Source organism: Hydrogenophaga sp., from assembly GCF_026125825.1.
Taxonomy (GTDB): Bacteria; Pseudomonadota; Gammaproteobacteria; order Burkholderiales; family Burkholderiaceae_C; genus Hydrogenophaga.
Window position 1 is genome coordinate 15,997 of sequence record NZ_JAHCKK010000002.1, and the last position, 25,364, is coordinate 41,360.

Sequence of the window (25,364 nt, forward strand, 5' to 3'; positions counted from 1 at the left end):
GCAGTCACGTCTCAGCAAAGGCAGGTCACCATGCAACTCGAAAAGCTCCTCAAGCAACCGAATGCACTTCCGTCTGCGCCCAAGGTGGTGCGCAAGCTGATCGAGACCTTCGACAAGGAAGACGTGGATGCCATGCTGGCGGCCTCGCTGATCGAAGACGATCCGGTGCTCACCGCCAAGCTGCTGAAGACCGCGAACTCCGCCTTCTTCGGGTTGCACCGCTCGGTGAGCAATGCGCGCGACGCCATCAATGTGCTGGGCCTCATCAAGGTGCGCGCGCTGGTGATTGCCGCCTCGCTCGGCGAAGGCTTCCACACCGTGGGCGGCGTCAACCTCAACCAGTTCTGGCGCTACAGCCTGAACACGGCCAATCTTTCGCGCTACATCGCGCTGCCGATCAAGATGGACGAGAGCACCGCTTTCACGGCCGGCCTGATCCACGGCATCGGCGAACTCGTGATGCACGTGGGCATGCCCGAGGCCATGATCGACCTCGACCGCAGCGTGCCCATGCTCGATCTCAAGCGCGCGAAGGCCGAGCGCGGCCTTTTCGGCTACAGCTACGCCGAGGTGGGCGCGGCGCTGGCGCGCGACTGGCATTTCCCCAAGCGCATGATCAACGCGATCCTGCACCAGACCGCGCCATTCGACAACGACGTGTACGAGCCCATCGCCGGCGTGATCCACATCGGCTCCTGGCGCGCGCGCGCCGAGGAGCAGCAGATGCGCTCGGAGCTGCTGATCAACACCTACCCGGACCCCGTCGGCCTGGTGCTGGGCATCGACCCCGACACCGTAGTGGCCGAGGAAATTCCGTCGATTTCCCGTCACTCGGAAGTCACCGAGGCGTCCGAGCCGAACTGATCTTTTGGAACCTGAGGCGCTGCGCGACAATCGCAGCCCTATGCCCGCGCTCCGTCTCTACGCCGGCCCCACGGCCCGGCGGCACATCGAACAACATGGCCTGCGTCCCCACGACGTCGGCATCATCCCCGCCGCAGCCGGTGGCCCCAAGGGTCTGATCCTCGGCCCCATCGATCGCTTCCTGTTTGGCGACTGGCTGCCGCGCAGCGACCACGCCGTGCACCTCGTCGGTGCATCCATCGGCGCCTGGCGCATGGCCACCGCGTGCCTGAACCGGCCCGTGGAGGCCTTCGAGCGGCTGGAGCGGGACTACATCGCCCAGCACTACGAACTGCCTGCGGGCCAGAAGCGGCCGACGGCCAGCCAGATCAGCCAGCGCTTTGGCGAAAACCTGCAGCTGTTCTACGGCGGCCGCGTGGAAGAGGCGCTGCACCACCCCCGCTACCGCCTGCACATCGTCACCTCGCGCGGGCGGTTGCTGCTGCGGCACGAGGGCCACCTGCGCACGCCGCTGGGCTACCTGGGCGCCTTCACCGCCAATGCACTGCACCGCAAGGCGCTTGGCGCGTGGCTGGAGCGGGTGGTGTTCTCGTCGGTGCCGCCCGGCTCGGGCGGGGTCAGCCCGCTGCCTTTTGCCACGCTGGACTACCGCACGCGGCAGGTGCCCATGTTCGCCGACAACTTCATGGATGCGCTGCAGGCGAGCTGCTCGATCCCGTTCATCCTGCGCCCGGTGCGCAACATCGCGGGCGCGCCCCCCGGCACCTACTGGGACGGCGGGCTCACCGACTACCACCTGCACCTGCAATACCAGCCGCCAGCGGCCTCGCCCATCGTGCTGTACCCCCACTTCCAGAAGGCGGTGGTGCCCGGCTGGCTCGACAAGGCCTGGAAAGGGCGCCACCGCAGCAGCCCGGCGCTGGACGCCATGCTGGTGATCGCACCCGATCCGGCGTGGGTGCAGCAACTGCCCAACGGCAAGCTGCCCGACCGGGATGACTTCAGCCGCTACGGGCAGGACTTGCCCGCGCGCATGAAGGCCTGGAACGGCGCGACCAGTGCCGCCCGCGAACTGGCCGATGAGTTCGCGCAGTGGCTGGACAAGCCCGACCTCTCGCGCATCGAGCCTCTGTAGTGGCGGCTTCGCGGGGGCGCCAGCGAGCACCTGCCCGAGCTGCGCGGGATAATCGCACCCATGCCTGCCTTTCTCACCGCCGCCCTGTACCAGTTCGTTGACCTGCCGGACCACGCCGAGCTGCGTGATCCGCTTCTGGCCTGCTGTGAGGCCCATGGCGTCAAAGGCACGCTGCTGCTGGCACGCGAGGGGATCAATGGCACCATCGCCGGCCCGCAAGAGGGCGTGCTGGCGGTGCTGGCGCATCTGCGCGCCGACCCTCGCCTGGCCTCACTTCAGCACAAGGCCTCCTGGAGCGAGCACCCGCCATTCCACCGCATGAAGGTGCGGCTGAAGAAGGAGATCGTCACCCTGCGCGTGCCCGGACTGGACCCGAACCAGACCGTGGGCCAGTACGTGAAACCGCAGGACTGGAACGCCTTGCTGGCCGATCCGGACGTGCTGCTGATCGACACGCGCAACGACTACGAGGTGGCGATCGGCACCTTCCGGGGAGCGATCAACCCGAACATCAAGACCTTCACCGAACTGCCGGCCTGGCTGGACGCGCAGCCGGCCTTGCAGACCGAAGGCCGCAAGCCCAAGGTGGCCATGTTCTGCACCGGTGGCATCCGCTGCGAGAAGTCGACCGCGCTCATGAAGATGCGCGGCTTCGACGAGGTCTACCACCTCGAAGGCGGCATCCTCAAGTACCTGGAAGAAGTGCCGCCTGAGCAAAGCAGCTGGGAAGGCGAGTGTTTCGTGTTCGACGAGCGCGTGAGCGTGGGCCACGGGCTGGTGCCCGGCCCGCACGAGCTCTGCCGTTCGTGCCGCTGGCCGCTGAGCCCGGAGGAAAAAGCCTCACCCCATTACGTCAAGGGGGTGAGTTGCGCCCATTGCCACGACCAGCGCACTCCGGAGGAGAAAGCCCGCCTGGCCGAGCGCCAGCGCCAGGTGGAGCTGGCCGAGGCGCGCGGCGAGGTGCACGTGGGCGCGCGCATGCCCGAGGCGAGCTGATCACATCGACGCCTCGAGCATCGCGCGGTAGTCGTCCACGCTGGCCAGGCGAGGATTGGTCTTGTGGCAGTGGTCGGCCAGCGCGCCTTCGATCACGCGGTCGAACAGATCTGGCGTGACCCCCATGGCGGCCAGGCCACCGGGCAGGCCAAGACGGCGGCTCATCTCCCTGACGGCCTCGGGCACGTCGCTGCCCTGGGCAAGGCCCATGGCGTGGGCCATGCGTTGCAGGCGGTTGTCCTTCTTCATGGAATCGGCTTCGGCGTTGAAGCGGATCACGGCGGGGAGGAACACCGCATTGAGCGTGCCGTGGTGCAGGCGCGGGTTCACGCCGCCCAGGCTGTGGCTGAGCGAATGCACGCAGCCCAGCCCCTTCTGAAAAGCCATCGCACCTTGCATGGAGGCGCTCATCATGTTCAGGCGCGCCTCGCGGTCCTGGCCGTCACGGGTCGCGCGCTCGATGTGCGACCAGCCCCGCTGCAGGCCGTCAAGGCCAATGCCGTCGGCCGGCGGGTTGAAGGCCGGTGCCATGAAGGTTTCCATGCAATGGGCAATGGCGTCCATGCCGGTGGCGGCGGTGAGCGAGGGCGGCAGGCCCAGTGTCAGTTCGGGGTCGAGCAAGGCGGTCTTGGGCACCAGGTGCCAGCTGTGGAAGCCCAGCTTGCGGCCATCGTCCACGATCACGATGGCGCCGCGCGCCACCTCGCTGCCCGTGCCGGCGGTGGTGGGCACGGCGATCAGGGGCGGCACGCGGTCGGTGATCTTCGGTGAACCCCCTTCGATGGTGGCGTAGGTCTTGAGCGGGCCTTCGTGCGTGGCGGCGATCGCCACGCCCTTGGCGCAATCGATCGCACTGCCGCCACCCAGCGCGATCAGGCCGTCGCAACCGCCTTGCCGATAGACCTCGACGGCGGCGCGCACGGCCGCTTCGGTCGGGTTGGACGGTGTCTGGTCGAACACCTCGGGCGCAAGGCCGGGCAGGGCGGCCCGTGTCCGGTCGAGCAGGCCCGCGGCTTTCACGCCCGCATCGGTGACGATGAGCGGGCGGGTGATGCCGACGCGCTCGCACTCCGCCTTCAGTTGCGCCAGCGCGCCGAATTCGATCAGGATGTTGGTGACGTAAAGAATCTGGGCCATGCGGGTCTCCGTGGTGCGAGGAAAACTATACGGTTGACCCGGGGCCTTGCCTATGGCGCGGTGCCCGCACGGGTCGCGCAAAAGACAGCCACAATCGCATGCCATGTCCTCCGTGCCCGATCCCCACGACCTGCTCACCCCCATGATGCGCGGCGTGCTCGACCGCATCGCCCGCGCCGGGCACCCGCCGCTGCATGCCCTGCCACCGGATCAGGCCAAGGCGGCCTATGAAGCGGGTGCCGGCGTGCTGGAAGTGCCCTCGCACCCCCTGGCCCGCGTGGAAGACCTGCGCATTCCCGCGCGCGATGGCGTCGCACTGCCGGCGCGCCTGTTCGCTCCCGCGTCGCAGAGCCCGCTGCCGGTGCTTCTGTATTTCCATGGTGGCGGGTTCACGGTGGGCAGTGTCGCCACCCACGGACCGTTGTGCCGCCAACTGGCCCATCTGGCCGGCTGCGCCGTGCTGTCGGTGGACTACCGCCTCGCGCCCGAGGCGAAATTCCCGACCGCGGTGCACGACGCCTGGGACAGCCTGGCCTGGTTGCGCGAACACGCCGGCGCACTCGGGCTGGATGGCGCGCGCATCGCAGTGGGGGGTGACAGCGCGGGCGGCACGCTGGCCGCGGTGACCGCCATCGCCGCGCGCGATGCGGGCTGGCCGCTCGCCCTGCAATGCCTGTTCTACCCTGGCTGCGCGGGCCACCAGGACACCGCCAGCCACAAGACGTTTGCCAAGGGTTTCCTGCTCGAGGAAGCGGACATCCGCTACTTCTTTGGCCACTACCTGCGCGACGCGGCCGACCGCGACGACTGGCGCTTTGCCCCGCTCGACGGTGTCGACGAAAGCGGCCACGTGCGGGACTTGGACGGCGTCGCGCCGGCCTGGATCGGACTGGCCGAATGCGACGCCCTCACTGACGAGGGCGTGATGTACGCCGACCGCCTGCGCCACGCTGGCGTGGCGGTGGACCTGGAGATCTATGCCGGCGTCGTCCACGGCTTCATCAACTTCGGTCGCGCCATTCCCCAGGCGCGCACCGCACACCAACACGCGGCGCTGGCGCTGCGCAACGCCTTTGGAGCCGCCTGAGATGAGCATGACCCGATCCGACTTCCGCTTCTTCCACCGCCTGCGCGTGCGCTGGGCCGAGGTGGACATGCAGAAAATCGTGTTCAACGCGCACTACCTGATGTACTTCGACACCGCCATCACCGACTACTGGCGCGCCCTGGCCTTGCCGTACCACGAGACGATGGCGCAGCTCGAAGGCGATCTGTACGTGGTCAAGGCCACGGTGGAATTCCACGCTTCGGCGCGGGTGGATGACCAGATCGACGTGGCCCTCAGGTGCAGCCGCATCGGCACGTCGTCGCTCAGCTTCACGGGTGCGATTTTTCGCGGTGACGAGCATCTGATCAGCGGCGAACTGATCTATGTGTTTGCCGATCCGGCCACCCAGAAATCCCGCCCGGTGCCGCCCGCACTGCGCGAGGCGCTCAACGCCTACGAAGCGGGCGAGATCATGAGCTCGGTGCGCGTGGGCCCCTGGAGCGAGCTCGGCGCCGACGCGCAGCGTCTGCGCACGGCGGTGTTCGTGGAGGAGCAGCGCATCCCCAAGGAACTCGAGTGGGACGAGGCCGATGCGACCGCACTGCACGCTGTGGCCTACAACCGCCTGGGTCGCGCGGTGGCCACCGGGCGCATGCTGCCGCACGAACCGGGTGTGGCTCGCGTGGGCCGCATGGCGGTGGAGCGTTCGCTGCGCGGCAGCCGGCTGGGGCGCGACGTTCTGCTCGCGCTGATGGGCGCGGCCCGCGAGCGCGGCGACAGCGAGGTGATGCTGCACGCCCAGCGCAGCGCCGAGGGCTTTTACGCCAGGCTGGGCTTCGTGCGGCGAGGCGAGCCCTTCGAGGAGGCGGGCATCCCGCACCAGGAAATGGTCGCCAAGCTCTGAATCGCGCGGGTCTTCACCAGACCAGCGTTTCGCGCCGGTGAGGCACGGCCTCGAACGGGCGGCTCAGTGCCGTGTGGTCGTGGGTCCATTCGTCCATGCGCACTTCCCAGCCCTGGCCCTCGCCCGGCCGCGCGCTCACCACCAGGCTGCTGCGGGTGCCGTAGGCACGGTCGGGCATGTGCACGAACGGGCTGGAGAGCGCGCGCTCCATGTCGTCGGGCACGCCCGTGCAGGGAAGCTCGGGCGCCTCAGCCGGCGCGCGGTCGGCCAGGGTGCGCGCGAGGGGCTGCAGCCAGTCGTCCGGGGTGCGGCTGGTGCTCACGCCTGCCAGCGCATCGGCCACCGCCTGCTTGAGGCGCTTCGTCTTGGGCCAGGGCGTGTCCAGGCTTGCGTTGGACAGGCCATACACCCCCGCTTCAAGCGTCTTGCGGTGCAGCTCGGGCGGGCGCGCTTCGTACGGGGCGTCCGGATGGCGGTTGCTCAGCCAGCTCCAGCGATGGCGGTGGAAGTCGCCCACCACGAGGTTGAAGCCACCGTAAGCGCCAGGATCGATGCCCGCGGCCAGCTGGTCTTCGGCTTGGTCGCCGTCCAGGCCCTGCAACCAGCGCGTGACCAGTTCACCCCGGCTGCGCGGGCCGGGGCGGGCCTGCGTCTGCCTCACATTGGTGAGCATGGCGACCCGGCCGCGAGGGCTCAACCCGAGCCAGGTGCCGCCGTCGCGCAGGTCGCGCCCGGCCACGATTTCAGTGCCGTCGGCCAGGGTCCAGCGATGCAGGGCCTCGGTCGGCCGGTCCAGGAACTCGTCGCGGTTGGCCGCGATGAGCAAGGGGCAGGCCGGGTCGGCGTGCAGGGCGAAAGCGATCAGACACATGGCGCTGCCGCCGGGGGCTCAGATGTCGTCCAGCAGGGGATAGGGCAGGGGCAGCAGTTGCAGCGCCGGGCCCTGCGCGCTGCCCGCGTGCAGGCTGCCTTGCGCGGCCGCACTGGTCTGCAAGGAGACGATGGCATCGAAGCCGCCCGAAGGATGGGCCGCGGCCTGGACCACGGTGCCGCAAGGCTGTTCGGGGTCGCCTTCGTGAAAGACGTCCTGGCCCGCCGCCAGGGGGGTCTGGCCATGCACCAGGTAGGCCCTGCGTTTGAGCGTGCCGCGGAACTGGCTGCGGGCCACCACCTCCTGGCCAGGGTAGCAACCCTTCTTGAAGTTCACGCCGCCGACCGATTCAAAGTTCAGCATCTGCGGGACAAAGGCTTCGAACACCGGCTGGCTCAAGGTTGCCACGCCGCTGCGAACGTCCAGCCACTGCCACAGCGACGCCGCCAGGGCGTTGCCCGACGGGGGCTCGGTCTGGGCGGGAGCCACCCACAGGGCGCGCTCGAGGCCTTCGGCCGGGTACAGGCGCACCACGCTGGCCTCGCCGTCGCGCCACTGGGTCCACAGGGCGGGCGGCAGGGCAGGGGGGACGGCGCTGCCGACGAGGCCGAACACGGCATAGGCCTCGCTCGCGTCGCTCAGTCGGGCCTTGGCGCGCAGCACAAACATGGACAGGCGCTTGAGCGTGGCGGGCAGCAGGTCTCGGCTGCACACCAGCAGGATCTCCTCGGGGCTGCGCTTGAAACCCACAAAGCTGGCCTGCATGCGGCCCTTGGCCGAGCAGAACGCGGCCAGACGGGCCTCGGACTGGCCCAGCAGCGCGAAGTCCTGCGTGAGCTGGCCGTGCAGGAACTTCGCGGCGTCCTCGCCGTCCACCCGGATCACGCCCAGGTGCGACAGAGGGGCAACGCCGCTGGTGGCCAGGCCGTCGGGGATGCGGGTGGGGATCGTCGAGGTGCTCATGGCGTCGATTATCATGGCCGGCCCGACTCCCCGCCGCCGCCCCAAGCCTTGTCCCTGCCGAGCCCAAGCCTGTGATCCGCCTCCTGAAAATGTTGCTGGTTGTGTCCCTGTTGCTGGGCATGCTGCTGGCTGCGGGCGGCATGTGGTGGCTTCAGCAACCGCTGACCCTGGCGCCGAGCTCGTCGGCTCAGAACCCGCTGCTGGTCACGATCGAACCCGGCGCCTCGGCCCAGACGGTGGCCGACCGATTGCAGGCCTCCGGCGTGAACACGCCTTCGCAGTTGCTGTACGCCTGGTTCCGCTTTTCAGGCCAGGCCCGCGACATCAAGGCCGGCACCTACGAAATCGCTCCCGGCACGACGCCTCGCACGCTGCTGTCCAAGCTGGTGCGTGGCGAACAGGCGCTGCGCAGCATCACGCTGCTGGAAGGCTGGAACATCCGCCAGGTGCTGCAGGCCGTGCGCTCGTCGCCCGACCTCACGCAGGACATCGAGGGCATGAGCCAGAACGACATCATGGCCCTGATCGGGTACCCGGGCCGGCACCCCGAAGGGCGCTTCTTTCCGGACACGTACCGCGTGGTCACGCGTGCGCCGGCCTCCAGCGTGTTGCGCCAGGCGGCGCAGGCCATGGAGCAGCGCCTGACCCAGGTGTGGGAGCAGCGCGACCCGGCTTCGCCGCTGCGCACGCCCGATGAAGCGCTCATCCTGGCCAGCATCGTCGAAAAGGAAACCGGCCTGGAGAGCGACCGGCGGCGCGTCGCGGGGGTGTTCTCCAACCGCCTGCGCATCGGCATGCGGCTGCAGACCGATCCGGCGGTGATCTACGGCCTGGGCGAGCGGTTCGACGGCAACCTGCGCCGCGTCGACCTGCAGACCGACACGGCCTACAACACGTACACCCGCGCCGGCCTGCCGCCCACGCCCATCGCCATTCCCGGCATGGCGTCGCTGCTGGCGGCGGTGCGCCCCCAGGAAACCAACGCCATCTATTTCGTTTCGCGCGGCGACGGCTCCAGCCAGTTCAGCGCGACCCTCGAAGAGCACAATGCAGCGGTCCAGCGCTACATCCTGCGTCGCTGATTCCGCCCAGGCGCTCACCCGATTTCCGCACATGCATTCCGCCGCCGGACTCTTCATCACCTTCGAAGGCATCGACGGCGCGGGCAAGTCCACCCACATCGCCGCGCTGGCCGACGCCTTCGGTGCGGCGGGCCGCCGTGTCGCGCTCACCCGCGAGCCCGGCGGCACCCCCTTGGCGGAAAAGCTCCGCGAACTCGTGCTGAACGACGCCATGGACCCGTTGAGCGAAGCCCTGCTGATGTTTGCGGCACGCCGCGATCACCTGCTGCAGGTCATCGAGCCCGCGCTGGCGCGCGGCGAGGTGGTGCTGTGCGACCGGTTCACCGACGCCACCTTCGCCTACCAGGGCAGCGGCCGCGGCTTCAACCTGGAGGTGCTGCGGCAACTGGAGCGCTGGGTGCAGGCGCAGCCAGGCACCGATGCGCTGCGCCAGCCCGACCTCACGGTGTGGTTCGATCTGCCGCCGGCCGTGGCGGCGCAGCGCCTGGCGTCCGCCCGCGTGCCAGACCGCTTCGAGTCGCAGCCGCAGGCCTTTTTCGAGCGGGTCGCAGCGGGCTATGCGCAGCGCATGCAAGGCGCTCCCGGGCGCTTTGCCCGCATCGACTCCGACCAGCCCAAGGCCGCGGTGTGGCAGCAGGTGCGGCAGGCGTTTGAACACCGCGGCTGGCTCCAACCCGCGCAGGTCAACGCATGAGCCAGCTCGCACCCTGGCTGCAGAAGCAGCTTCGCAGCCTGCTGGCCCAGCGTGGCCACGCCCTGCTGCTCTCCGGCCCCTCGGGCCTGGGCCAATACGATCTGGCGCTGGCGCTGGCGCGCGCCTGGCTGTGCGAGCAGCCCAGCGCGGACGGGGCCTGCGGGGTATGCGGCAGCTGCCATGCGATCGACGTGCGCACCCATGCCGACCTCTGCGCGCTCATGCCCGAAACCCTCAGCCTTGAGCTGGGTTGGCCGCTGGACGAAGGCGCGCAGAAGGAAATCGACGACAAGAAGCGCAAGGCAAGCAAACTCATCCGGGTGGAGGCGGCGCGCGAGGCGGTGGGCTTCACGCAGTTCACCCGCTCACGCGGGCGCACCAAGGTGATCCTGGTGCACCCGGCCGAGCGCATGAACATCGAGTCGGCCAATACCTTGCTCAAGACGCTGGAAGAGCCGGCCGGGGAAGTGCGCTTCGTGCTCTCCACCGAGGCCGCGCACCAGTTGCTGCCCACCATCCGCAGCCGTTGCCAGACCCACACCATGGGGTGGCCCGAGGAGGCCGAAGCCCTGGACTGGCTCGTGCAGCAGGCGGCCGACGGCCACAAGGCGGCGGACCGCGCCCAGGCCGCCGTGTGGCTGCAGGCCGCGGGCGGCCGGCCGCAAGATGCCCTGGCCTGGGCCGCCACCGGACTGCAGGGCGCGACCTGGGCCCAACTGCCGCAGGCGCTGGCACGGGGCGACTGGGGCACCCTCAATGGCTGGCCTCCCGCCCAGCAACTGGCCGTGCTTCAAAAGCTGTGCCACGACCTCATGGCGCGCGCGGCCGGGGCGCCCGCGCGGTTCTTCCAGACCGAGCAACTTCCTCCCACGCCCCGCTGGGGCGCGCTGGCGCAATGGTCACGTGAACTCATGACCGCCGCGCGCTCGGTCGAGCACCCCTACAACGCAGGGCTGATGCAGGAGGCCTGGGCGGCACGCACGCGGCAAGTCCTGGCCAGCGGCGTGGCGCGAAGCGGTTGATGCGGGGCCTCAAAACCACCCGCTCAGCAGGGCAATGCCGCTAAACTCGTGATCCATGAGCACCTCCCCCCCTCCATCGACCGCCGCAGCGCGGCCGAGTGTGATCCAGCTCTCCATCAAGGAAAAGGCGGCGCTGTATGCCGCCTACATTCCTTTGTTCGCCGATGGCGGCATCTTCATTCCGTCGTCGCGCGAGTACCGCCTGGGGGACGACGTGTACGTGCTGCTCAGCCTGCCCGATGACCCGCAGCGCTACCCCGTCGCGGGCAAGGTGGCCTGGGTCACCCCCGCCAAGGCCCAGGGCGCCCGCACGCAGGGCGTGGGCATCCGCTTCCCGGCCGATGAGAAGTCGCGCCAGCTCAAGCTCAAGATCGAAGAGATCCTGGGCTCCAGCCTCGGTTCCGACCGCGCCACCCAGACGCTCTGACCTGCTGTTCCCCGCCAGCCGATGCGGCGCACAATGCGGTGCCCATCGGCTTTTTCATGCCGGCGCCATTTCCGTATGTTCACCGACTCCCACTGCCACCTCAGCTTTCCCGAACTCCGGGCCCAACTGCCCGACATTCTCGACGCCATGTCGCAAGCCCAGGTCGATCGGGCCTTGTGCATCTGCACCACGCTGGAAGAATTTGAAGATGTCTACAGCCTGGCGCGCGACCACGATCACCTGTGGTCCACCGTCGGTGTGCATCCCGACAGCGACGAAGTGCAGGAGCCGACGCTCGACGACCTGCTCGAGCGCGCGGCACGCCCGCGCGTGGTGGGCATCGGCGAAACCGGGCTGGACTACTACCGCCTGGGCGAACGCACGGTGGCCGACATGGCGTGGCAGCGCGAGCGGTTTCGCGTCCACATTCGCGCAGCCCGCCAGACCTCGCTGCCCCTGGTGATCCACACGCGCAGCGCGTCCGACGACACCTTGGCGATCCTGCGCGAGGAGGGCGGCTTCGCGTCCGCCACCGGCGGGACGGCGCCGGCCACAGGCGTCTTCCACTGCTTCACCGAGAGCATGTCGGTGGCCCGTGCCGCGCTGGATCTCGGATTCTTCATCTCTTTCTCGGGCATCCTCACATTTCGCACCGCGGCCGATCTGCGCGAGGTGGCCGCCTATGTGCCGCTGGATCGCGCCCTCATCGAAACCGACAGCCCCTACCTCGCGCCCGTGCCCTACCGCGGCAAGACCAACACGCCCGCCTATGTGCCCTGGGTCGCGAGGCAGCTTGCCGAACTCAAAGGCCTGAGCGTGGAGGCGGTGGCAGAAGCCACCAGCCGCAATTTCGAGCGCCTCTTCGATCAGGTGACCGCCGATTCAACGGGTCAAAAGACCTCATCCATCACATGAGAAACATCAAAAATCAGATTGTTTTCAAAGGCATATTTGTCCTTGGCTTGATTTTCTCGGCCGCGGCATGGGGCAGCTCGTTTGACGACTTCTTCATCGCGGTCGCGAAGGACGACGTGGCCACGGTGCGCCAGCTCGCACAGCGCGGCTTTGACCTGAACACGCGCAATGCCCAGGGCGAACACGCCCTGTTCCTGGCGATTCGAGGCGACGCGCCACAGGTGACCGACTTCCTGCTGGGGCAGGGCAAGGTGGACGTGGAGGCGCGCACCGGCAAGGATGAGACTCCCCTGATGATCGCGGCGATCAAGGGCCAGCTGGATCTGGCCCGTCGGCTGATCGAGCGCAAGGCCGAGGTCAACAAACCCGGCTGGACACCCTTGCACTACGCAGCCAGCCATGCGGGTGACAACAGCACAGCCATGGTGCGCCTGCTGCTCGAGCACCATGCCTACATCGACGCCGAGTCGCCGAACAAGACCACCCCCCTCATGATGGCCGCCCAGTACGGCACGGCAGGGGTGGTCAAGCTCTTGCTGGAAGAGGGGGCCGACCCCCTGCTCAAGAACGAGCGCGGACTCACCGCGATTGATTTTGCGAGGCAGGCCAATCGGCAGGCATCCGCCGATATCATTGCCGCCTTTGTGCGCGCCCAACAGCCCAGGGGCAAATGGTGAGGCCAGGCCTGCGACCCGCAGGCCTTTGGTCGATCAGGCCTGGAGTAGGTGTAACCCACATGCGCCAAACGGCGTGGCCGCATCAAAATCGCCCCCGACATCCACATATTGAGGAGACGCCGTGAAATTGGCAAGCCAAAAAGACTTTTTCTCTGGACTCATGTTCACCATCGTTGGCATCACGTTTGCCATCGGAGCGACCAACTTCACCGTTGGCAGCGCGGCGCGCATGGGCCCAGGCTACTTCCCCCTCTTGCTGGGCATCGTGCTGGCGGGGCTGGGCGTGATCGTGACCTTGCAGTCGTTCAAGAGCAAGGCCGTCGATGGTGATCCCATCGGCAGCGTCGCCTGGCGGCCGCTGGGCTTCATCATCGGTGCCAACCTGGCATTCGGCATCCTGCTCGTGGGCTTGCCGAGCGTGGGCCTCCCTGCCTTCGGCCTCATCGTCGCGATTTACGCACTGGTCATCATCGCCGGCTACGCGCGCCCCAATTCCAGCCTCAAGGAGTCGGTGATCCTGGCGACCATCCTGGCCGTCGGCAGCTACGGCGCCTTTGTCTACGCATTGAATCTGCAGTTCCCGGTGTGGCCTGCGTTCCTGACCGCCTGATCCGGAGACACTTTTCATGGAACTTTTTGACCATCTGGCGCTGGGCTTCGGCGTCGCCTTCACCTTCCAGAACATCCTGTACGCCCTGGTGGGTTGCCTTCTAGGCACCCTGATCGGCGTGCTGCCTGGCATCGGCCCGGTCGCCACCATCGCCATGCTGCTGCCCGCCACCTACGGCCTGCCGCCTGTGGCCGCGCTGATCATGCTGGCCGGCATCTACTACGGCGCGCAGTACGGCGGCTCCACCACCGCCATCCTGGTCAACCTGCCGGGCGAGTCGTCTTCGGTGGTGACCGTGATCGACGGCCACCAGATGGCGAAGAAGGGCCGGGCTGGCCCCGCGCTGGCGGCCGCCGGCCTGGGCTCGTTCTTCGCAGGTTGCGTGGGCACCCTGGTGCTCGCCGCCTTCGCGCCGCCCCTGACGGAAGTGGCCCTGAGCTTTGGCCCTGCCGAGTATTTCTCGCTCATGATCGTGGGCCTGATCGGCGCCGTGGTGCTGGCATCGGGTTCGCTCGTCAAGGCCCTGGCCATGATCGTGCTGGGCCTGCTGCTCGGCCTGGTGGGCACCGACGTGAACTCGGGCGTGGCCCGCTTCAGCTTCGATGTGCCTGAGCTCACCGACGGCATCAGCTTCGTCGTGATCGCCATGGGTGTGTTCGGCTACGGCGAAATCATCCACAACCTCTCCCACCCGGAAGGCGAGCGCCAGGTCTTCACCGACAAGGTGCACGGCCTGATGCCGACCAAGGAAGACTTCAAGCACATGCTGCCGGCCGTCCTGCGCGGCACGGCGCTGGGCTCGGCGCTGGGTATCCTGCCCGGCGGCGGTGCGCTGCTGTCGGCCTTCGCCGCCTACACGATCGAGAAGAAGGTCAAGCTCAAGCCCGGTGAGATTCCGTTCGGCAAGGGCAACATCCGCGGCGTGGCAGGCCCCGAGTCGGCCAACAACGCCGGTGCGCAGACCTCGTTCATCCCGCTGCTGACGCTGGGCATTCCGCCCAACGCCGTGATGGCGCTGATGGTCGGTGCCATGACCATCCACAACATCCAGCCGGGCCCGCAGGTCATGACCAGCAACCCCGAGCTGTTCTGGGGCCTGATCGCCTCCATGTGGATCGGCAACGCCATGCTGATCATCCTGAACCTGCCGCTGATCGGCATGTGGATCAAGCTGCTGGCTGTGCCATACCGCTGGCTGTTCCCGGCCATCGTGCTGTTCTGCGCGATCGGTGTGTACTCGACCAACAACAACAGCTTCGACATCTGGATGGTGGCGCTGTTCGGCGTGATCGGCTACATCTTCATCAAGCTCGGCTGCGAGCCGGCGCCTTTGCTGCTGGGCTTCATCCTCGGCCCGATGATGGAAGAGTACCTGCGCCGCGCCTTGCTCATCTCGCGTGGCGACTGGTCGGTGTTCGTGACGCGGCCGATCTCCGCCTCCTTGCTGGCCGTGGCCGTGGCCTTGCTGCTCATCGTGCTCCTGCCGTCCATCAAGAAGAAGCGCGAAGAAGCCTTCGTCGAGGACTGAAACACCGGGCGCCTTGCGCGCCCAACGCCTTCAAAGCCCGGGCTGCTGCACAGCGGCCCGGGCTTTTTTCATGGCCCGGCATTCGATCGGAGGGGGGCAGCGGATACTGCGATCGGCTGAACAAGAGTCTTTCAAAATCAACGCATTTTTCAGAGAATTCGGGATCGCTGTATATACTTGGATATTGCGATTCATCCTCCTGCATGAGATGCCCATGAAACCCTTCGCCTCCCGCGCTGTGGCCTTCGCTCTGGCCGCCGGCTTTGCCATGGCTTCGCAGGCCGCCGACGTCACGGTGTCGGCCGCGGCCAGCCTGACCAACGCCTTTCGCGACATTGCGCCCCTGTTCGAATCGGCGCATCCGGGCACCAAGGTGCGGCTGAACTTCGCCGCTTCGGGTGCCTTGCTGCAGCAGATCGCCAAGGGCGCACCGGCCGATGTCTTTGCCAGCGCCGACCAGGACACCATGGACCAGGCGCAAAGCCAGGGCCTCGTGAAGGCAGCGCAGCGCCGCAACTTCGTGTCCAACGCGCTCGTGGTCATCGTGCCCCAGGCCAGCGCCAACGTGCCGAAATCGGTCCGTGATCTGACGCAGCCCGCCTATGCCCGGATCGCGGTGGGCCTACCCGCCAGCGTGCCGGTGGGCCGCTATACCAAGAGCGTGCTCGAAGCGGCCAAGCTGTGGGGCGAGATCGAACCCAAGATGATCGGGGCCACCAACGTGCGCCAGGCGCTTGACTACGTGGCGCGAGGGGAGGTCGACGCCGGCTTCGTCTACTCGACGGACGCCGCCCTCCTGCAGGACAAGGTGAGGGTTGCCCTGACCGTGCCGACACCCCAACCCATCCTGTACCCCGTGGCGCCGCTGCCAGCCGGCCCGAACGCGGCGCTGGGTGCGAAGTTCGTGGACTTCCTCTTCACGCCGCCAGCCCAGGCCATCCTCGGCAAGTACGGCTTTGGCAAGCCCTGAATTCGGGCATCGGAACCTGCCATGGCCGAAGCCTGGATCCCCCTCGCGCTCACCCTCAAGGTGGCGGGCTGGGCCACCGCCATCAACCTGTTGCTCGGCGTGGGGGTGGGCTTTGCGCTGGCGCGTTGGCGCTTCCCCGGCCGCGAGGTGGTGGATGCCGCGCTGACGCTGCCCATGGTGATGCCGCCCACGGTGCTTGGTTACTACCTGCTGGTGGTCATTGGTACCCAGGGTGTGCTGGGCGCCTGGCTGCTCGAACACTTCGGCCTGCGCCTGATCTTCACGGTGCCGGCGGCGATCATCGCTGCCACCATCGTGTCTTTCCCCCTGGTGTTCAAGGCCGCGCGCGCGGCGTTCGAAACCGTGGACCCGCAGCTCGAAGATGCGGCCCGAACCCTCGGCGTGAACGAGTGGGCCGTGTTTTTCCGTGTGTCGTTGCCCCTGGCCTGGCGCGGGATTCTGTCGGGCCTGCTGCTGTCCTTCGCGCGGGCGCTGGGTGAGTTCGGCGCCACGCTGATGGTGGCCGGCAGCATTGCGGGCAAGACGCAGACCCTGTCCATCGCTGTCTACGAAGCGGTGCAGGCGGGGCAGGATCAGACCGCGAACTTTCTTGTGGCGGTCACGTCGATCACTTGCATGGTGGTGCTGCTGGGCGCGGGCCGCCTGGTGCCGGGCCGGGTGGCCGCGCGGGCTTGAGATGGACCAGGTCAACCGCCTTGCCCAGGTCGCGGCCGCTGCGGGCCCACCAGGAAACGCCGGCGCCCAGGCGCCGACCGCCGCCTGGGACGTGCGGCTGCGCAAGCTTCTGCGCCAGGGGGACTCGCGGTTCGAGCTCGACGTGAATTTCCGGACCTCGGCTCAGCGCGTGGTGATTTTCGGTCCATCCGGGGCCGGCAAGACCCAGACACTGCGCATGATCGCGGGCCTGGGCACGCCAGACGAGGGGAGGGTGGTGGTGGCGGGGCAGGTGGTCTGCGACACGGCGCGGGGGCTGTTCGCGCCGCCCCAGGCCAGGCGCCTGGCCTACGTGTTCCAGGAGTACGCGCTGTTTCCCCATCTGACCGTGGTGCAGAACGTGGCTTTCGCCTTGCGCCGGGGTTGGACGAATCCGGACAAGGCCGTCGAGCACGAGAGCGTGCAGCGCTGGATCTCGGCGTTCCAGCTCGAATCGGTGGCAGGGCACCACCCGCACCAGATTTCGGGTGGTCAGCGACAGCGCACGGCGTTGGCCCGGGCCCTGGTCACCAACCCGCGCGCCTTGTTGCTCGACGAACCCTTCGCGGCGCTGGACAAGGGCTTGCGGCAGCATCTCCGCAACGAGCTCAAGGCGCTGCAGATGCAGCTTCAATTGCCCATGCTGCTGATCACCCACGACGATGACGACGTCGAGTGCCTTGCGCAAGAGGTGATCTGCATGGCGGGCGGCAAGGTCGTCGAGGGCTCGGAGGCCTCGGCCTCCCGGCAGGAGCGGCCATGGTGACAAGAAAGCGCAAAGGCGGCGATCGGCTGGACGTGCGCGGATCGATCTGGATCTCGGTGGGAGAAGACAGCCTGGGTGGGCATGGCCGCGTGGCCTTGCTCCGCGCCGTCGACCAGCACGGCTCCATCACGCAGGCCGCCAAGGCCTTCGGCATGAGCTACAAGGCCGCCTGGGATGCCATCGACCGGATGAACGAGCTCTCCCGCACACCCCTGATCGAGCGCGCCGTCGGCGGCAAAGGCGGTGGGTCGACGCGCCTGACCGAGCACGGGCGAAAGCTGATCGAGCGCTACGAGCAGGTGGATGCGATTCACCAGCGCTTTATCGCGCTCCTGGACCAGGGTTCAATGGATCTGGACCAGGAATTTTCCCTTTTGAAGGTACTGAACATGAAAACCAGCGCGCGCAACCAATGGACGGGAAAAGTCACGGCCGTGCGCTCGGGCGCCGTCAACGACGAGGTCGAAGTGACCTTGCCCGGCGGGCAGCGGCTCGCCGCCATCATCACCCGGGAGAGCACGCAGGCCCTCGGTCTCAAGACCGAGCAAGCGGTGATCGTGCTGGTGAAAGCCTCGGCCGTGCTTCTGGCCACCGACCTCGAAGGCGCCAGGATTTCGGCGCGCAATCGCATCCAGGGCAAGGTGCACGCGCTGACGCCGGGCGCGGTCAACGCGGAAGTCACGCTCAGAACGGAGGACGGCCTGGAGGTCGTTGCCATCGTCACGCAAGGCGCGGTGGCCGAGCTTGGGCTCGCGGCAGGTACCGGCGTGACGGCGCTGGTGAAAGCATCCGACGTGATCCTGGCGGTGGCAAGCTGATCCTGGCCGCGGAGCCGTCCCCAGTCGAGGCGGTTTTGCCTCAGCGGCCCTGGATGGATATGCGCCTAATACATTCTACGATGTATATTATGTCAAATTCAACAGGTCCACACGCGGTGGCCAACGGCTTGTCCATCTGCCCAGGGAGTTGATCAATCGCAACCCGCCCCGCACCGGGCTTCCTACACTGGGGCATGCAACTCCAGTTCCTGGGTGCCACTGGCACGGTGACCGGCTCCAAGTACCTGCTGCGACACGGCAAGGCCCGGCTGTTGATCGACTGCGGGCTGTTCCAGGGCTACAAGCAGCTCCGGCTGCGCAACTGGGCCCCTTTGCCGGTTCGACCGTCCCAGATCGACGCGGTCGTGCTCACGCACGCGCACATCGACCACAGCGGCTACCTTCCTTTGCTGGTCAAACAGGGGTTCCGGGGCCCGGTGTATTGCACCGCCGCCACGCACGACCTGTGTCGCATCATGTTGCCCGACAGCGGCGGCCTCCAGGAGGAAGACGCCGAATTCCTCAACCGCCACGGCCTGAGCAAGCATTCGCCGGCGTTGCCCCTGTACACGAAACGGGATGCGATCCACTGCCTGGAGCAGTTCCGGGCGGTGCGTTGGGGAACCCCCTGGGAGCCCATCCCGGGCGTCAAGGCCAGCCTCTCGCGCGCCGGCCACATTCCCGGCGCGGCGTCGGTGCTGCTGGACAACGGCGTCTCGTCCCTGCTGTTCTCAGGCGACCTCGGGCGACCCGCCGACGTTCTCATGCGTGCGCCAGACCCGATCGTGCAGGCGGACCGCCTGGTGGTCGAGTCCACGTACGGCGATCGCCTGCATCCGGTCGTCGATCCGATGGCCCAGTTGGCGGACGTCATCCAGCGCACCGCGTCGCGCGGCGGCACCCTGGTGGTGCCGGCGTTCGCCGTCGGGCGCGCACAGACGCTCTTGCACATGATTCATGTGCTGCTGCAGCGCGGCGCGATCCCCCCTCTTCCCGTGTACCTTGACAGCCCGATGGCCCAGGACGCCACCACCGTCTTCGTGCACCACGCGCAGGAGCTGCGCCTCACGCCCGAGCAGTGCCGCGCGCTGCCCAAGAGCGCCGTCCAGGTGCGATCGCCCGAGGAGTCCCGCGCACTGACGACGCGCGGCGGCCCGATGGTCATCATCGCCGGCAGCGGGATGGCCACCGGTGGACGGGTCTTGCATCACATCAAACGGTTCGGGCCCGACAAGCGCAACACGATCCTCTTGACCGGTTTCCAGGCGGGAGGCACGCGCGGCGCCTCGCTGGCAGGGGGCGCCAAGAGCGTGCGAATCCACGGGGAGGATGTGCCGATCCGTTGCAAGGTCGCGCAGCTGGCCTGCGCCTCCGCCCACGCGGATGCCGCTGAGATCGAGACCTGGCTGCGCGGGATGAAGACGGCACCGACGGCCACATTCATCACCCATGGCGAGCCGGCGGCATCCGATGCCATGCGCCAGCGCATCGAACGCGGCCTGGGCTGGAAGGTGTGCATGCCCGACTACCTTGAAACCTACCCGACCTAGCCCAGCGCGGGGGCTCGGGCCCCTGGCGCGACACGCGGCGGCGCCCGTTGCCGCTTGCAGGGAACGCGGTTGACAAGGATCAAAGCCCGCACCGGGCACCGCCCCAACAATGAGGCCATCCTTTGCGAGGTCTCACCATGAACGCGACAAGAAGCCCCCTGTATCAGCAACTGCTCACGCGTCTGCAGCAGCGCGAAGCCGAACTGCGCGCCCTGCTCCAAGCCGACGATGCACGCGCCCTGACATCGGCGACGGGTGAGGCCGAAGTCACCGACTTCAAGGAACTTGCGGCGCAAGGCGCCTCCTCGGCCGTGGAGGACGTGCAGATGGCGCACGCGGCCGATGAGCTGGCGACGGTCCTGGCAGCCCAGCGGCGCCTGGACGATGGCAGCTATGGGTTCTGCGCCGAATGCGGCGAACCGGTCGCCGAACAGCGACTGCTGGCCATGCCGCAGGCCCTGTATTGCACGGCGTGCCAGGCGCTGCACGAGCATTCCTCGCGCAGCTGACCCGGCCGGGAGCTCCGTGGCACTGGCGCAGAACCGTGCTTGCGAGGATCCGGTGACCGACGACGCCAGCGATCGGCCCCACCCAGAAGCAGGCGGCCCGGTCTTGCGTGCCCGCGCGCTGAGCAAGACCTACGGCAGCGGGGAGACGGCCGTGTACGCGCTCAGGGCGGTGGATCTCGATGTGCGCGAGGGGGAGTTCATGGTCCTGCTCGGCGCCTCCGGTAGCGGGAAATCGACCTTGCTGAACATTCTGGGCGGCCTGGACCGCCCCAGTTCGGGCACGGTGTCGTTTCTCGATGAGGACCTCACGGCGGCCAGTGACGACAGGCTCACCCGCTACCGCCGCGAGCACGTCGGCTTCATCTTCCAGTTCTACAACCTCATGCCCAGCCTGACAGTGGCCGAGAACGTGGCGCTGGTCACCGAGATCTCGCGGGACCCGATGCCGGTGGACGAAGCGCTTGCGCTGGTGGCGCTCACGCCTCGCCGCAACCACTTCCCGTCCCAGCTCTCCGGGGGCGAGCAGCAACGCGTGGCGATCGCCCGCGCCATCGCCAAGCGACCGCAATTGCTGCTGTGCGATGAGCCGACAGGCGCGCTGGACTACGCCACCGGCAAACTGGTGCTGGAAGTCATTGCCCGCATCAACGTGGAATTGGGCACCACCGCCATCGTGATCACGCACAACGCGGCCATCGCCGGCATGGCCGACCGCGTCGTGCGCCTGGCCGATGGCCGCGTCGCCAGCATCGAGACACCTGTGCGCCGGCTCACGCCCGCCGAACTGTCCTGGTGATCGCGATGAAGGCCCTGGACCGCAAATTCTTCCGCGATCTGCGGCTGCTGTGGAGCCAGGCACTGACCATCGCTCTCGTCGTGGCCAGCGGCATCGGTGGCTTCCTCGCCATGCTCTCTGCCGTGGACTCCCTGGCCAGCGCGCGCGATGCCTTCTATGTCCAGGGCCGCTTTGGCGATGTCTTCGCGGCGGTGCGGCGAGCGCCCGACTCGCTCGCGCCGCGCCTGGCCGAGCTGCCAGGCGTGATCGACGTGCAGACCACGGTGGAGTCCATGGCGCGGGTGAGCGTGCCGGGCAGCGTGGACCCCGTGATGGGACAGCTGATCGGCCTGGATCCCCACGTGCCGCCCCGCCTCAACCGGGTTCTCCTGCGCTCGGGGCGATGGGCCGAAGGCGGCACCCGAAGCGGCGAACTGGAAACGGTGGTGACCGAGAGTTTCGCGCAGGCCCACCAGCTCGCGCCCGGCGCGGCGGTCAGCGCGCTCGTCAATGGCAAGCGCAGGACGCTGCGCATCACCGGGACCGCGTTGTCGCCCGAATACATTTTCGGCGGCATGATGGGCGCACCGGACCTGCGCTCCTTCGGCGTCTTCTGGCTGGATCGCAACGAGCTGGCCGCGGCGCTGGACATGGCCGGCGCGTTCACACGGGTCACGCTCAAGCTGGCGCCTCAGGCGTCTCATGGTGCGGTGATCGATGCGGTCACGAGGCAACTCGCCCCCCTGGGGGGCTCGCCCGCGCATGGCCGCGACGAGCAGGCGTCCCATGCCATGCTCGACAACGAAATCAAGGAGCAACGGGTCCTGGGCACGGTGCTGCCGGCCATCTTTCTGGCCGTCGCCGGCTTTCTGCTCCATGTCGTCACCGCGCGCCTGGTCGCAACACAGCGCGAACAGGTCGCCGCCCTCAAGGCCCTGGGCTATGCGAACCGCAGCATCGCGCTCCACTACCTCAAGCTGGTCGCGCCCATGGTGGGGGGCGGCTACCTGCTGGGGCTCGCGCTGGGGCACTGGCTCGGAGAGGGCTTGACGCGTCTTTACGCGGACTTCTTTCACTTCCCGAGCTTCGAACACCGCATTCCCCTCTCCCTGGCGGCGGCGGCCCTGGCCATCGTGTCGCTGACGGCCGTGCTGGGCACCCTCACGGCGATCGCGGCCACGGTTCGGCTCTCCCCGGCCGAAGCCATGCAGCCACCCGCACCCGGCCGCTACCACCGCGCCTGGCTGGAGCGCCTGCCTGGGATACACCCGACGCCGGCGCTGCGCATGATCTTGCGCAACGTCGAGCGCAAACCCCTGCGCGCGGCCGTCACCACCGGCGGCATCGCTGCGGCCGTGGCCATCGTCATCATGGGCAACTTCTTCCGCGATGCGATGGACGCGATCATTCACACGCAGTTCAACCTGGCGATGCGCGGCGATCTCATCGTGTGGGCCAACGACCAGGTGGACGAGAGCGCGGCGCGCGAGCTGGCGCGCTTGCCCGGCGTGCTGCAGGTCGAAGCGGGCTACCGGGTGGCGGTCCGCTTCAGCAACGGCTCGCGCAGCGAAAACAGCCTGGTCGACGGGCTGTCGGCCTCGCCCCAGCTCCAGCGCGTGGTGGATGTGGACCGCCAGGTGGCGGCCGCCGGCACCCACGGCGTGCTGATGACCGATCGGCTGGCGGACAAGCTCGGCCTGCGACCCGGCGACACCGTGACCATGCAGGTCCGCGAGGGGCGCCGGCAGACGCGCCAAGTGGTCGTGGAACGCACGGTGCGCGACATGATGGGCCTCAACAGCTTCATGGAGCGCGACGCCCTGCTCGAGCTGCTGGGCGAAGGGCATGTCGCCAACAACTTCAGCCTGCGGGTGGCCCAAGGCGCCCTGCCCCAGGTGCTGGAGTCCACGCGCGATCTCCCGCGCATCGCTGGCGCGTTCAGCAAGTCCACCCTGCTGCGCAACATGCAGGAGGTCAGCGGGCGCAACATCCTCATCATGAGTTCCATCCTCACCGTGTTTGCGATCGTGATCGCGGTGGGCGTGGTCTACAACAACGCGCGCATCGCGCTGGCCGAGCGCACCTGGGAGCTGGCCAGCCTGCGGGTGCTGGGCTTCACCCGGGCGGAAGTCTCGCTTCTGCTGCTGGGCGAGCTGGCATTGGGCATCGCCGTGGCCCTGCCGCTGGGCATGCTCTTGGGCTGGGGGCTGACCCACACCATCGTGGAGCTGATGCGATCCGATCAGTTTCTTTTCCCGGTGGAGATCCAGCCCCGCACCTATGCCTGGGCCGCCCTGGCCGTCGTGGCCGCCGGCGTGGTCAGCGCCCTGGTGGTGCGGCGGCGCATCGACCGCCTGGACATGGTGGCCGCACTGAAAACAAGGGAGTGAAGACGATGTCCAAACTGCGACTGGCCCTGTATGGCGCCGCCGGCCTGGCTGTCCTGGCCGTGCTGGGCTGGGCCCTGGCGCCGCGGCCCGTGGAGGTCGAGGCCGCCCCCGTGGCGCGGGGCCACTTCGAACACGCCATCGAGGAAGACGGGCGCACCCGGCTGCGGGATCGCTACGTGGTCTCCGCGCCGGTGGCGGCCCATCTGTCGCGCGTGACGCTGCGCGAGGGCGATCGCGTGCAGGCCGGCGACACGGTGGCCGTGCTCACGCCCGTCATGCCCTCCCTGTACGACGAGCGCAGCCTGCGCGAAGCGACGGCGCGCGCCCGGGCCGCTGAGGCCGCCGTCGCGGGCGCGCAGGCGCGGGTGGAGCGCGCCCTCGTGGCGCAGGACGAGGCCAGGCTCGAACTCCAGCGCACCGAAAAGCTCGCGCGCGACGGGTTCATCGCCGCTTCACGGCTGGACAGTGCGCGGCTCGCGCTCGATGGCGCGCGGCGTGAACGCGAGGCCGCCCAGGCCGCGCGCGACGTGGCGGCGCACGAACTCGAACAGGCTCAGGCGTCCGTGCGGCCCGCGAGCGCTGGCGCGCCGGCCGGCCGGCCCCTGGCGGTTCGCGCACCCGTCTCGGGCGTGGTGCTGCGGGTGCCGCTGCCCAGCGAAAACACCGTCGCCGCCGGTGCCGCGCTGATCGACATCGGCGACCCCTCGCAAATGGAAGTGGTGGCCGAGCTGCTCACCACGGACGCCGTTCAGGCCAAGCCCGGTACCCGCGTTTCGATCGAGCGCTGGGGCGGCCCGCCCGTGCAGGCACAGGTGCGCCGCGTCGAGCCCGCCGCCTTCACCAAGGTCTCTGCACTGGGCATCGAAGAGCAGCGCGTCAAGGTGCTGATCGACATCACCGATCCCCCTGCGCCATGGCTTGCCCTGGGCGATGGATTCCGCGTGACCGTGCGGGTGATCACCGTCAGCACCGACGACGCGGTGATGGTGCCCGTGGGCGCCCTTTTCCCCCGCACCGATGCCGACATGGCCGTCTACGTGCTGGACGGCGGCAGAGCCCGCCTGCGAACGGTGCAGATCGTCGCGCGAAACGGCAGCATGGCCTGGGTCCGTGCCGGCCTCGAACCGGGCGAGCGCGTCATCGTCTATCCACCCCCCGGCGTGGCCGACGGCCGCCGCGTGCGCGTGCTCGCGCCTTAGGGGCGGGGCCCTGGCCCGCAGCCACGGCACGCTCTCCAATGTGATTGAGCTAAATCAAGGTCCCCATTTCCATGTGGCCTAGATTGGAGATCTCGCGGGATGGACCGCGCAAGGAGACACAGCGTGAAGACAGATGCATTGCTCAAGTCGGACGTGACGTCCGAACTCGCCTGGGACACCTCGGTGGGCGAGCGCGCCGGCATCGGCATCGCCGTCAGGGACGGCGTGGTCACCGTCAGCGGCCAGGTCGACAACTACATGCAAAAGCAAGCCATCGAGCGCGCGGTGCGCCGCGTGTCGGGCGTGCGCGGGATCGCCATGGACCTCGAAGTCAAGCTCGCAGCCGGCGCCAGGCCCAGTGACACCGACATCGCCCAGGCCGCCCTGAACGCGATGCGATGGCACTCCATGGTGCCCGAGGAGCGGGTGCAGATCGAGGTGGAGGACGGCCATGTGACCCTCAGCGGCGAACTGGACTGGGCCTACCAGGTCGCCAGCGCCGAGCAGTGCGTGCGTCCGCTGCTGGGCGTCAAGGACATCACGAACGACATCCGCATCCGCCCTCATGTGAACACCTCGGACATCGCCGAGGGCATCTCGTCCGCCCTCATGCGCCACGCCCAGCGCGAGGCCCGCAACATCTCGATCCAGGTCGACGGCGGCGTGGTCACCCTGCGCGGCAAGGTCGATTCCCTGCGCGAGCGCGAGGCGGCCGTGGGCACGGCCTGGAGCGCCAAGGGCGTGACACGCGTCGTGGACCAACTCGAGGTGTCGGCCTGAGCCCCCCCTTTCCCTCAACC

General features: G+C 68.2%; 26 protein-coding genes. 23 read left to right on the plus strand and 3 right to left on the minus strand.

Annotated features, from left to right (window positions below; all coding sequences use genetic code 11):
• Positions 1-30 precede the first annotated feature (30 nt).
• Genes KIT86_RS01300 through KIT86_RS01310 form a run of 3 tightly spaced genes read left to right on the plus strand, consistent with a single transcriptional unit; the run spans position 31 to position 2,995 of the window.
• The gene (locus tag KIT86_RS01300) at positions 31-864 is read left to right on the plus strand and encodes an HDOD domain-containing protein (protein WP_297394236.1); all 834 of its coding nucleotides are present in this window, start codon (positions 31-33) and stop codon (positions 862-864) included.
• Positions 865-904: 40 nt separating this feature from the next.
• Positions 905-1,999 carry a patatin-like phospholipase family protein gene (locus KIT86_RS01305; RefSeq protein ID WP_297394238.1) on the plus strand — a complete coding sequence of 365 codons (1,095 nt, stop codon included), beginning with the start codon at positions 905-907 and terminating at the stop codon, positions 1,997-1,999.
• 60 nt (positions 2,000-2,059) lie between these two features.
• Positions 2,060-2,995: a rhodanese-related sulfurtransferase gene (locus KIT86_RS01310; RefSeq protein WP_297394239.1), complete on the plus strand. Its 936-nt coding sequence runs from the start codon at positions 2,060-2,062 to the stop codon at positions 2,993-2,995.
• Here the strand turns inward: KIT86_RS01310 and KIT86_RS01315 are convergent, their stop codons facing one another.
• Positions 2,996-4,132 carry an iron-containing alcohol dehydrogenase gene (locus KIT86_RS01315; RefSeq protein ID WP_297394241.1) on the minus strand — a complete coding sequence of 379 codons (1,137 nt, stop codon included), beginning with the start codon at positions 4,130-4,132 and terminating at the stop codon, positions 2,996-2,998.
• Between the two features lie 103 nt (positions 4,133-4,235).
• On the opposite strand from KIT86_RS01315, the gene KIT86_RS01320 reads away from it, so the two are divergent.
• Both KIT86_RS01320 and KIT86_RS01325 read left to right on the plus strand, forming a co-directional pair.
• Complete coding sequence (locus tag KIT86_RS01320) at positions 4,236-5,219, plus strand: alpha/beta hydrolase (RefSeq protein ID WP_297394243.1); 984 nt, start codon at positions 4,236-4,238, stop codon at positions 5,217-5,219.
• A 7-nt stretch (positions 5,220-5,226) separates the two neighbouring features.
• The gene (locus KIT86_RS01325; RefSeq protein ID WP_297394244.1) at positions 5,227-6,084 is read left to right on the plus strand and encodes a YbgC/FadM family acyl-CoA thioesterase; all 858 of its coding nucleotides are present in this window, start codon (positions 5,227-5,229) and stop codon (positions 6,082-6,084) included.
• 13 nt (positions 6,085-6,097) lie between these two features.
• On the opposite strand, the gene KIT86_RS01330 is transcribed toward KIT86_RS01325, so the two are convergent.
• A complete protein-coding gene (locus KIT86_RS01330; RefSeq protein WP_297394246.1) occupies positions 6,098-6,955 on the minus strand; it encodes an NRDE family protein in 858 nt (285 codons plus the stop codon).
• Positions 6,956-6,973: 18 nt separating this feature from the next.
• The gene (locus tag KIT86_RS01335) at positions 6,974-7,918 is read right to left on the minus strand and encodes a folate-binding protein (RefSeq protein WP_297394248.1); all 945 of its coding nucleotides are present in this window, start codon (positions 7,916-7,918) and stop codon (positions 6,974-6,976) included.
• 89 nt (positions 7,919-8,007) lie between these two features.
• Here KIT86_RS01335 and mltG point away from each other — a divergent pair, with 89 nt between their 5' ends.
• The 18 genes from mltG (at position 8,008) to KIT86_RS01425 (ending at position 25,344) form a co-directional block, all read left to right on the plus strand.
• Positions 8,008-9,000, plus strand: a complete 993-nt coding sequence (gene mltG, locus KIT86_RS01340; RefSeq protein ID WP_297394249.1) for an endolytic transglycosylase MltG — start codon at positions 8,008-8,010, stop codon at positions 8,998-9,000.
• A gap of 31 nt (positions 9,001-9,031) precedes the next feature.
• A complete protein-coding gene (tmk, locus tag KIT86_RS01345) occupies positions 9,032-9,694 on the plus strand; it encodes a dTMP kinase (RefSeq protein ID WP_297394250.1) in 663 nt (220 codons plus the stop codon).
• Complete coding sequence (locus tag KIT86_RS01350) at positions 9,691-10,716, plus strand: DNA polymerase III subunit delta' (RefSeq protein WP_297394252.1); 1,026 nt, start codon at positions 9,691-9,693, stop codon at positions 10,714-10,716. Before tmk ends, KIT86_RS01350 begins: the two co-directional genes overlap by 4 nt.
• A gap of 55 nt (positions 10,717-10,771) precedes the next feature.
• Positions 10,772-11,143 carry a PilZ domain-containing protein gene (locus KIT86_RS01355; RefSeq protein ID WP_297394254.1) on the plus strand — a complete coding sequence of 124 codons (372 nt, stop codon included), beginning with the start codon at positions 10,772-10,774 and terminating at the stop codon, positions 11,141-11,143.
• 75 nt (positions 11,144-11,218) lie between these two features.
• Complete coding sequence (locus tag KIT86_RS01360) at positions 11,219-12,058, plus strand: TatD family hydrolase (protein WP_297394255.1); 840 nt, start codon at positions 11,219-11,221, stop codon at positions 12,056-12,058.
• Positions 12,059-12,105: 47 nt separating this feature from the next.
• On the plus strand, positions 12,106-12,735 hold the full coding sequence (locus KIT86_RS01365) for an ankyrin repeat domain-containing protein (RefSeq protein WP_297394257.1): 630 nt from the start codon (positions 12,106-12,108) through the stop codon (positions 12,733-12,735).
• Positions 12,736-12,856: 121 nt separating this feature from the next.
• A complete protein-coding gene (locus tag KIT86_RS01370; protein ID WP_297394259.1) occupies positions 12,857-13,345 on the plus strand; it encodes a tripartite tricarboxylate transporter TctB family protein in 489 nt (162 codons plus the stop codon).
• Positions 13,346-13,361: 16 nt separating this feature from the next.
• Positions 13,362-14,873 carry a tripartite tricarboxylate transporter permease gene (locus KIT86_RS01375; protein ID WP_297394260.1) on the plus strand — a complete coding sequence of 504 codons (1,512 nt, stop codon included), beginning with the start codon at positions 13,362-13,364 and terminating at the stop codon, positions 14,871-14,873.
• Between the two features lie 214 nt (positions 14,874-15,087).
• Positions 15,088-15,843: a molybdate ABC transporter substrate-binding protein gene (gene modA / locus KIT86_RS01380; protein ID WP_297394262.1), complete on the plus strand. Its 756-nt coding sequence runs from the start codon at positions 15,088-15,090 to the stop codon at positions 15,841-15,843.
• A 21-nt stretch (positions 15,844-15,864) separates the two neighbouring features.
• Positions 15,865-16,539, plus strand: a complete 675-nt coding sequence (gene modB / locus KIT86_RS01385) for a molybdate ABC transporter permease subunit (protein WP_297394263.1) — start codon at positions 15,865-15,867, stop codon at positions 16,537-16,539.
• Position 16,540: 1 nt separating this feature from the next.
• Positions 16,541-17,323, plus strand: a complete 783-nt coding sequence (locus KIT86_RS01390; protein WP_297394265.1) for an ATP-binding cassette domain-containing protein — start codon at positions 16,541-16,543, stop codon at positions 17,321-17,323.
• The gene (locus KIT86_RS01395; protein WP_297394266.1) at positions 17,317-18,141 is read left to right on the plus strand and encodes a TOBE domain-containing protein; all 825 of its coding nucleotides are present in this window, start codon (positions 17,317-17,319) and stop codon (positions 18,139-18,141) included. The genes KIT86_RS01390 and KIT86_RS01395 overlap by 7 nt, the downstream gene beginning before the upstream one ends.
• A 194-nt stretch (positions 18,142-18,335) precedes the next feature.
• Complete coding sequence (locus KIT86_RS01400) at positions 18,336-19,691, plus strand: MBL fold metallo-hydrolase (protein WP_297394267.1); 1,356 nt, start codon at positions 18,336-18,338, stop codon at positions 19,689-19,691.
• A 137-nt stretch (positions 19,692-19,828) separates the two neighbouring features.
• Positions 19,829-20,200: a TraR/DksA C4-type zinc finger protein gene (locus KIT86_RS01405; protein ID WP_297394269.1), complete on the plus strand. Its 372-nt coding sequence runs from the start codon at positions 19,829-19,831 to the stop codon at positions 20,198-20,200.
• 52 nt (positions 20,201-20,252) lie between these two features.
• Complete coding sequence (locus tag KIT86_RS01410; RefSeq protein ID WP_297394270.1) at positions 20,253-20,996, plus strand: ABC transporter ATP-binding protein; 744 nt, start codon at positions 20,253-20,255, stop codon at positions 20,994-20,996.
• Positions 20,997-21,001: 5 nt separating this feature from the next.
• The gene (locus KIT86_RS01415; RefSeq protein WP_297394272.1) at positions 21,002-23,365 is read left to right on the plus strand and encodes an ABC transporter permease; all 2,364 of its coding nucleotides are present in this window, start codon (positions 21,002-21,004) and stop codon (positions 23,363-23,365) included.
• Positions 23,366-23,370: 5 nt separating this feature from the next.
• On the plus strand, positions 23,371-24,564 hold the full coding sequence (locus tag KIT86_RS01420; RefSeq protein ID WP_297394274.1) for an efflux RND transporter periplasmic adaptor subunit: 1,194 nt from the start codon (positions 23,371-23,373) through the stop codon (positions 24,562-24,564).
• A gap of 123 nt (positions 24,565-24,687) precedes the next feature.
• Positions 24,688-25,344 carry a BON domain-containing protein gene (locus KIT86_RS01425; protein WP_297394277.1) on the plus strand — a complete coding sequence of 219 codons (657 nt, stop codon included), beginning with the start codon at positions 24,688-24,690 and terminating at the stop codon, positions 25,342-25,344.
• Positions 25,345-25,364: the final 20 nt, after the last annotated feature.

Bases quoted from the DNA above. Each gene is read 5' to 3' on its own strand.
- KIT86_RS01350 (WP_297394252.1), top strand. From the start codon at position 9,691: ATGAGCCAGCTCGCACCCTGGCTGCAGAAGCAGCTTCGCAGCCTGCTG.
- KIT86_RS01420 (WP_297394274.1), top strand. From the start codon at position 23,371: ATGTCCAAACTGCGACTGGCCCTGTATGGCGCCGCCGGCCTGGCTGTC.
- KIT86_RS01405 (WP_297394269.1), top strand. From the start codon at position 19,829: ATGAACGCGACAAGAAGCCCCCTGTATCAGCAACTGCTCACGCGTCTG.
- KIT86_RS01330 (WP_297394246.1), bottom strand. From the start codon at position 6,955: ATGTGTCTGATCGCTTTCGCCCTGCACGCCGACCCGGCCTGCCCCTTG.
- KIT86_RS01335 (WP_297394248.1), bottom strand. From the start codon at position 7,918: ATGAGCACCTCGACGATCCCCACCCGCATCCCCGACGGCCTGGCCACC.
- tmk (WP_297394250.1), top strand. From the start codon at position 9,032: ATGCATTCCGCCGCCGGACTCTTCATCACCTTCGAAGGCATCGACGGC.
- KIT86_RS01390 (WP_297394265.1), top strand. From the start codon at position 16,541: ATGGACCAGGTCAACCGCCTTGCCCAGGTCGCGGCCGCTGCGGGCCCA.
- KIT86_RS01360 (WP_297394255.1), top strand. From the start codon at position 11,219: ATGTTCACCGACTCCCACTGCCACCTCAGCTTTCCCGAACTCCGGGCC.
- modA (WP_297394262.1), top strand. From the start codon at position 15,088: ATGAAACCCTTCGCCTCCCGCGCTGTGGCCTTCGCTCTGGCCGCCGGC.
- KIT86_RS01315 (WP_297394241.1), bottom strand. From the start codon at position 4,132: ATGGCCCAGATTCTTTACGTCACCAACATCCTGATCGAATTCGGCGCG.
- KIT86_RS01300 (WP_297394236.1), top strand. From the start codon at position 31: ATGCAACTCGAAAAGCTCCTCAAGCAACCGAATGCACTTCCGTCTGCG.
- modB (WP_297394263.1), top strand. From the start codon at position 15,865: ATGGCCGAAGCCTGGATCCCCCTCGCGCTCACCCTCAAGGTGGCGGGC.
- KIT86_RS01400 (WP_297394267.1), top strand. From the start codon at position 18,336: ATGCAACTCCAGTTCCTGGGTGCCACTGGCACGGTGACCGGCTCCAAG.
- KIT86_RS01310 (WP_297394239.1), top strand. From the start codon at position 2,060: ATGCCTGCCTTTCTCACCGCCGCCCTGTACCAGTTCGTTGACCTGCCG.
- KIT86_RS01375 (WP_297394260.1), top strand. From the start codon at position 13,362: ATGGAACTTTTTGACCATCTGGCGCTGGGCTTCGGCGTCGCCTTCACC.
- KIT86_RS01355 (WP_297394254.1), top strand. From the start codon at position 10,772: ATGAGCACCTCCCCCCCTCCATCGACCGCCGCAGCGCGGCCGAGTGTG.
- KIT86_RS01305 (WP_297394238.1), top strand. From the start codon at position 905: ATGCCCGCGCTCCGTCTCTACGCCGGCCCCACGGCCCGGCGGCACATC.
- KIT86_RS01325 (WP_297394244.1), top strand. From the start codon at position 5,227: ATGACCCGATCCGACTTCCGCTTCTTCCACCGCCTGCGCGTGCGCTGG.
- KIT86_RS01415 (WP_297394272.1), top strand. From the start codon at position 21,002: ATGAAGGCCCTGGACCGCAAATTCTTCCGCGATCTGCGGCTGCTGTGG.
- KIT86_RS01320 (WP_297394243.1), top strand. From the start codon at position 4,236: ATGTCCTCCGTGCCCGATCCCCACGACCTGCTCACCCCCATGATGCGC.
- KIT86_RS01395 (WP_297394266.1), top strand. From the start codon at position 17,317: ATGGTGACAAGAAAGCGCAAAGGCGGCGATCGGCTGGACGTGCGCGGA.
- mltG (WP_297394249.1), top strand. From the start codon at position 8,008: ATGTTGCTGGTTGTGTCCCTGTTGCTGGGCATGCTGCTGGCTGCGGGC.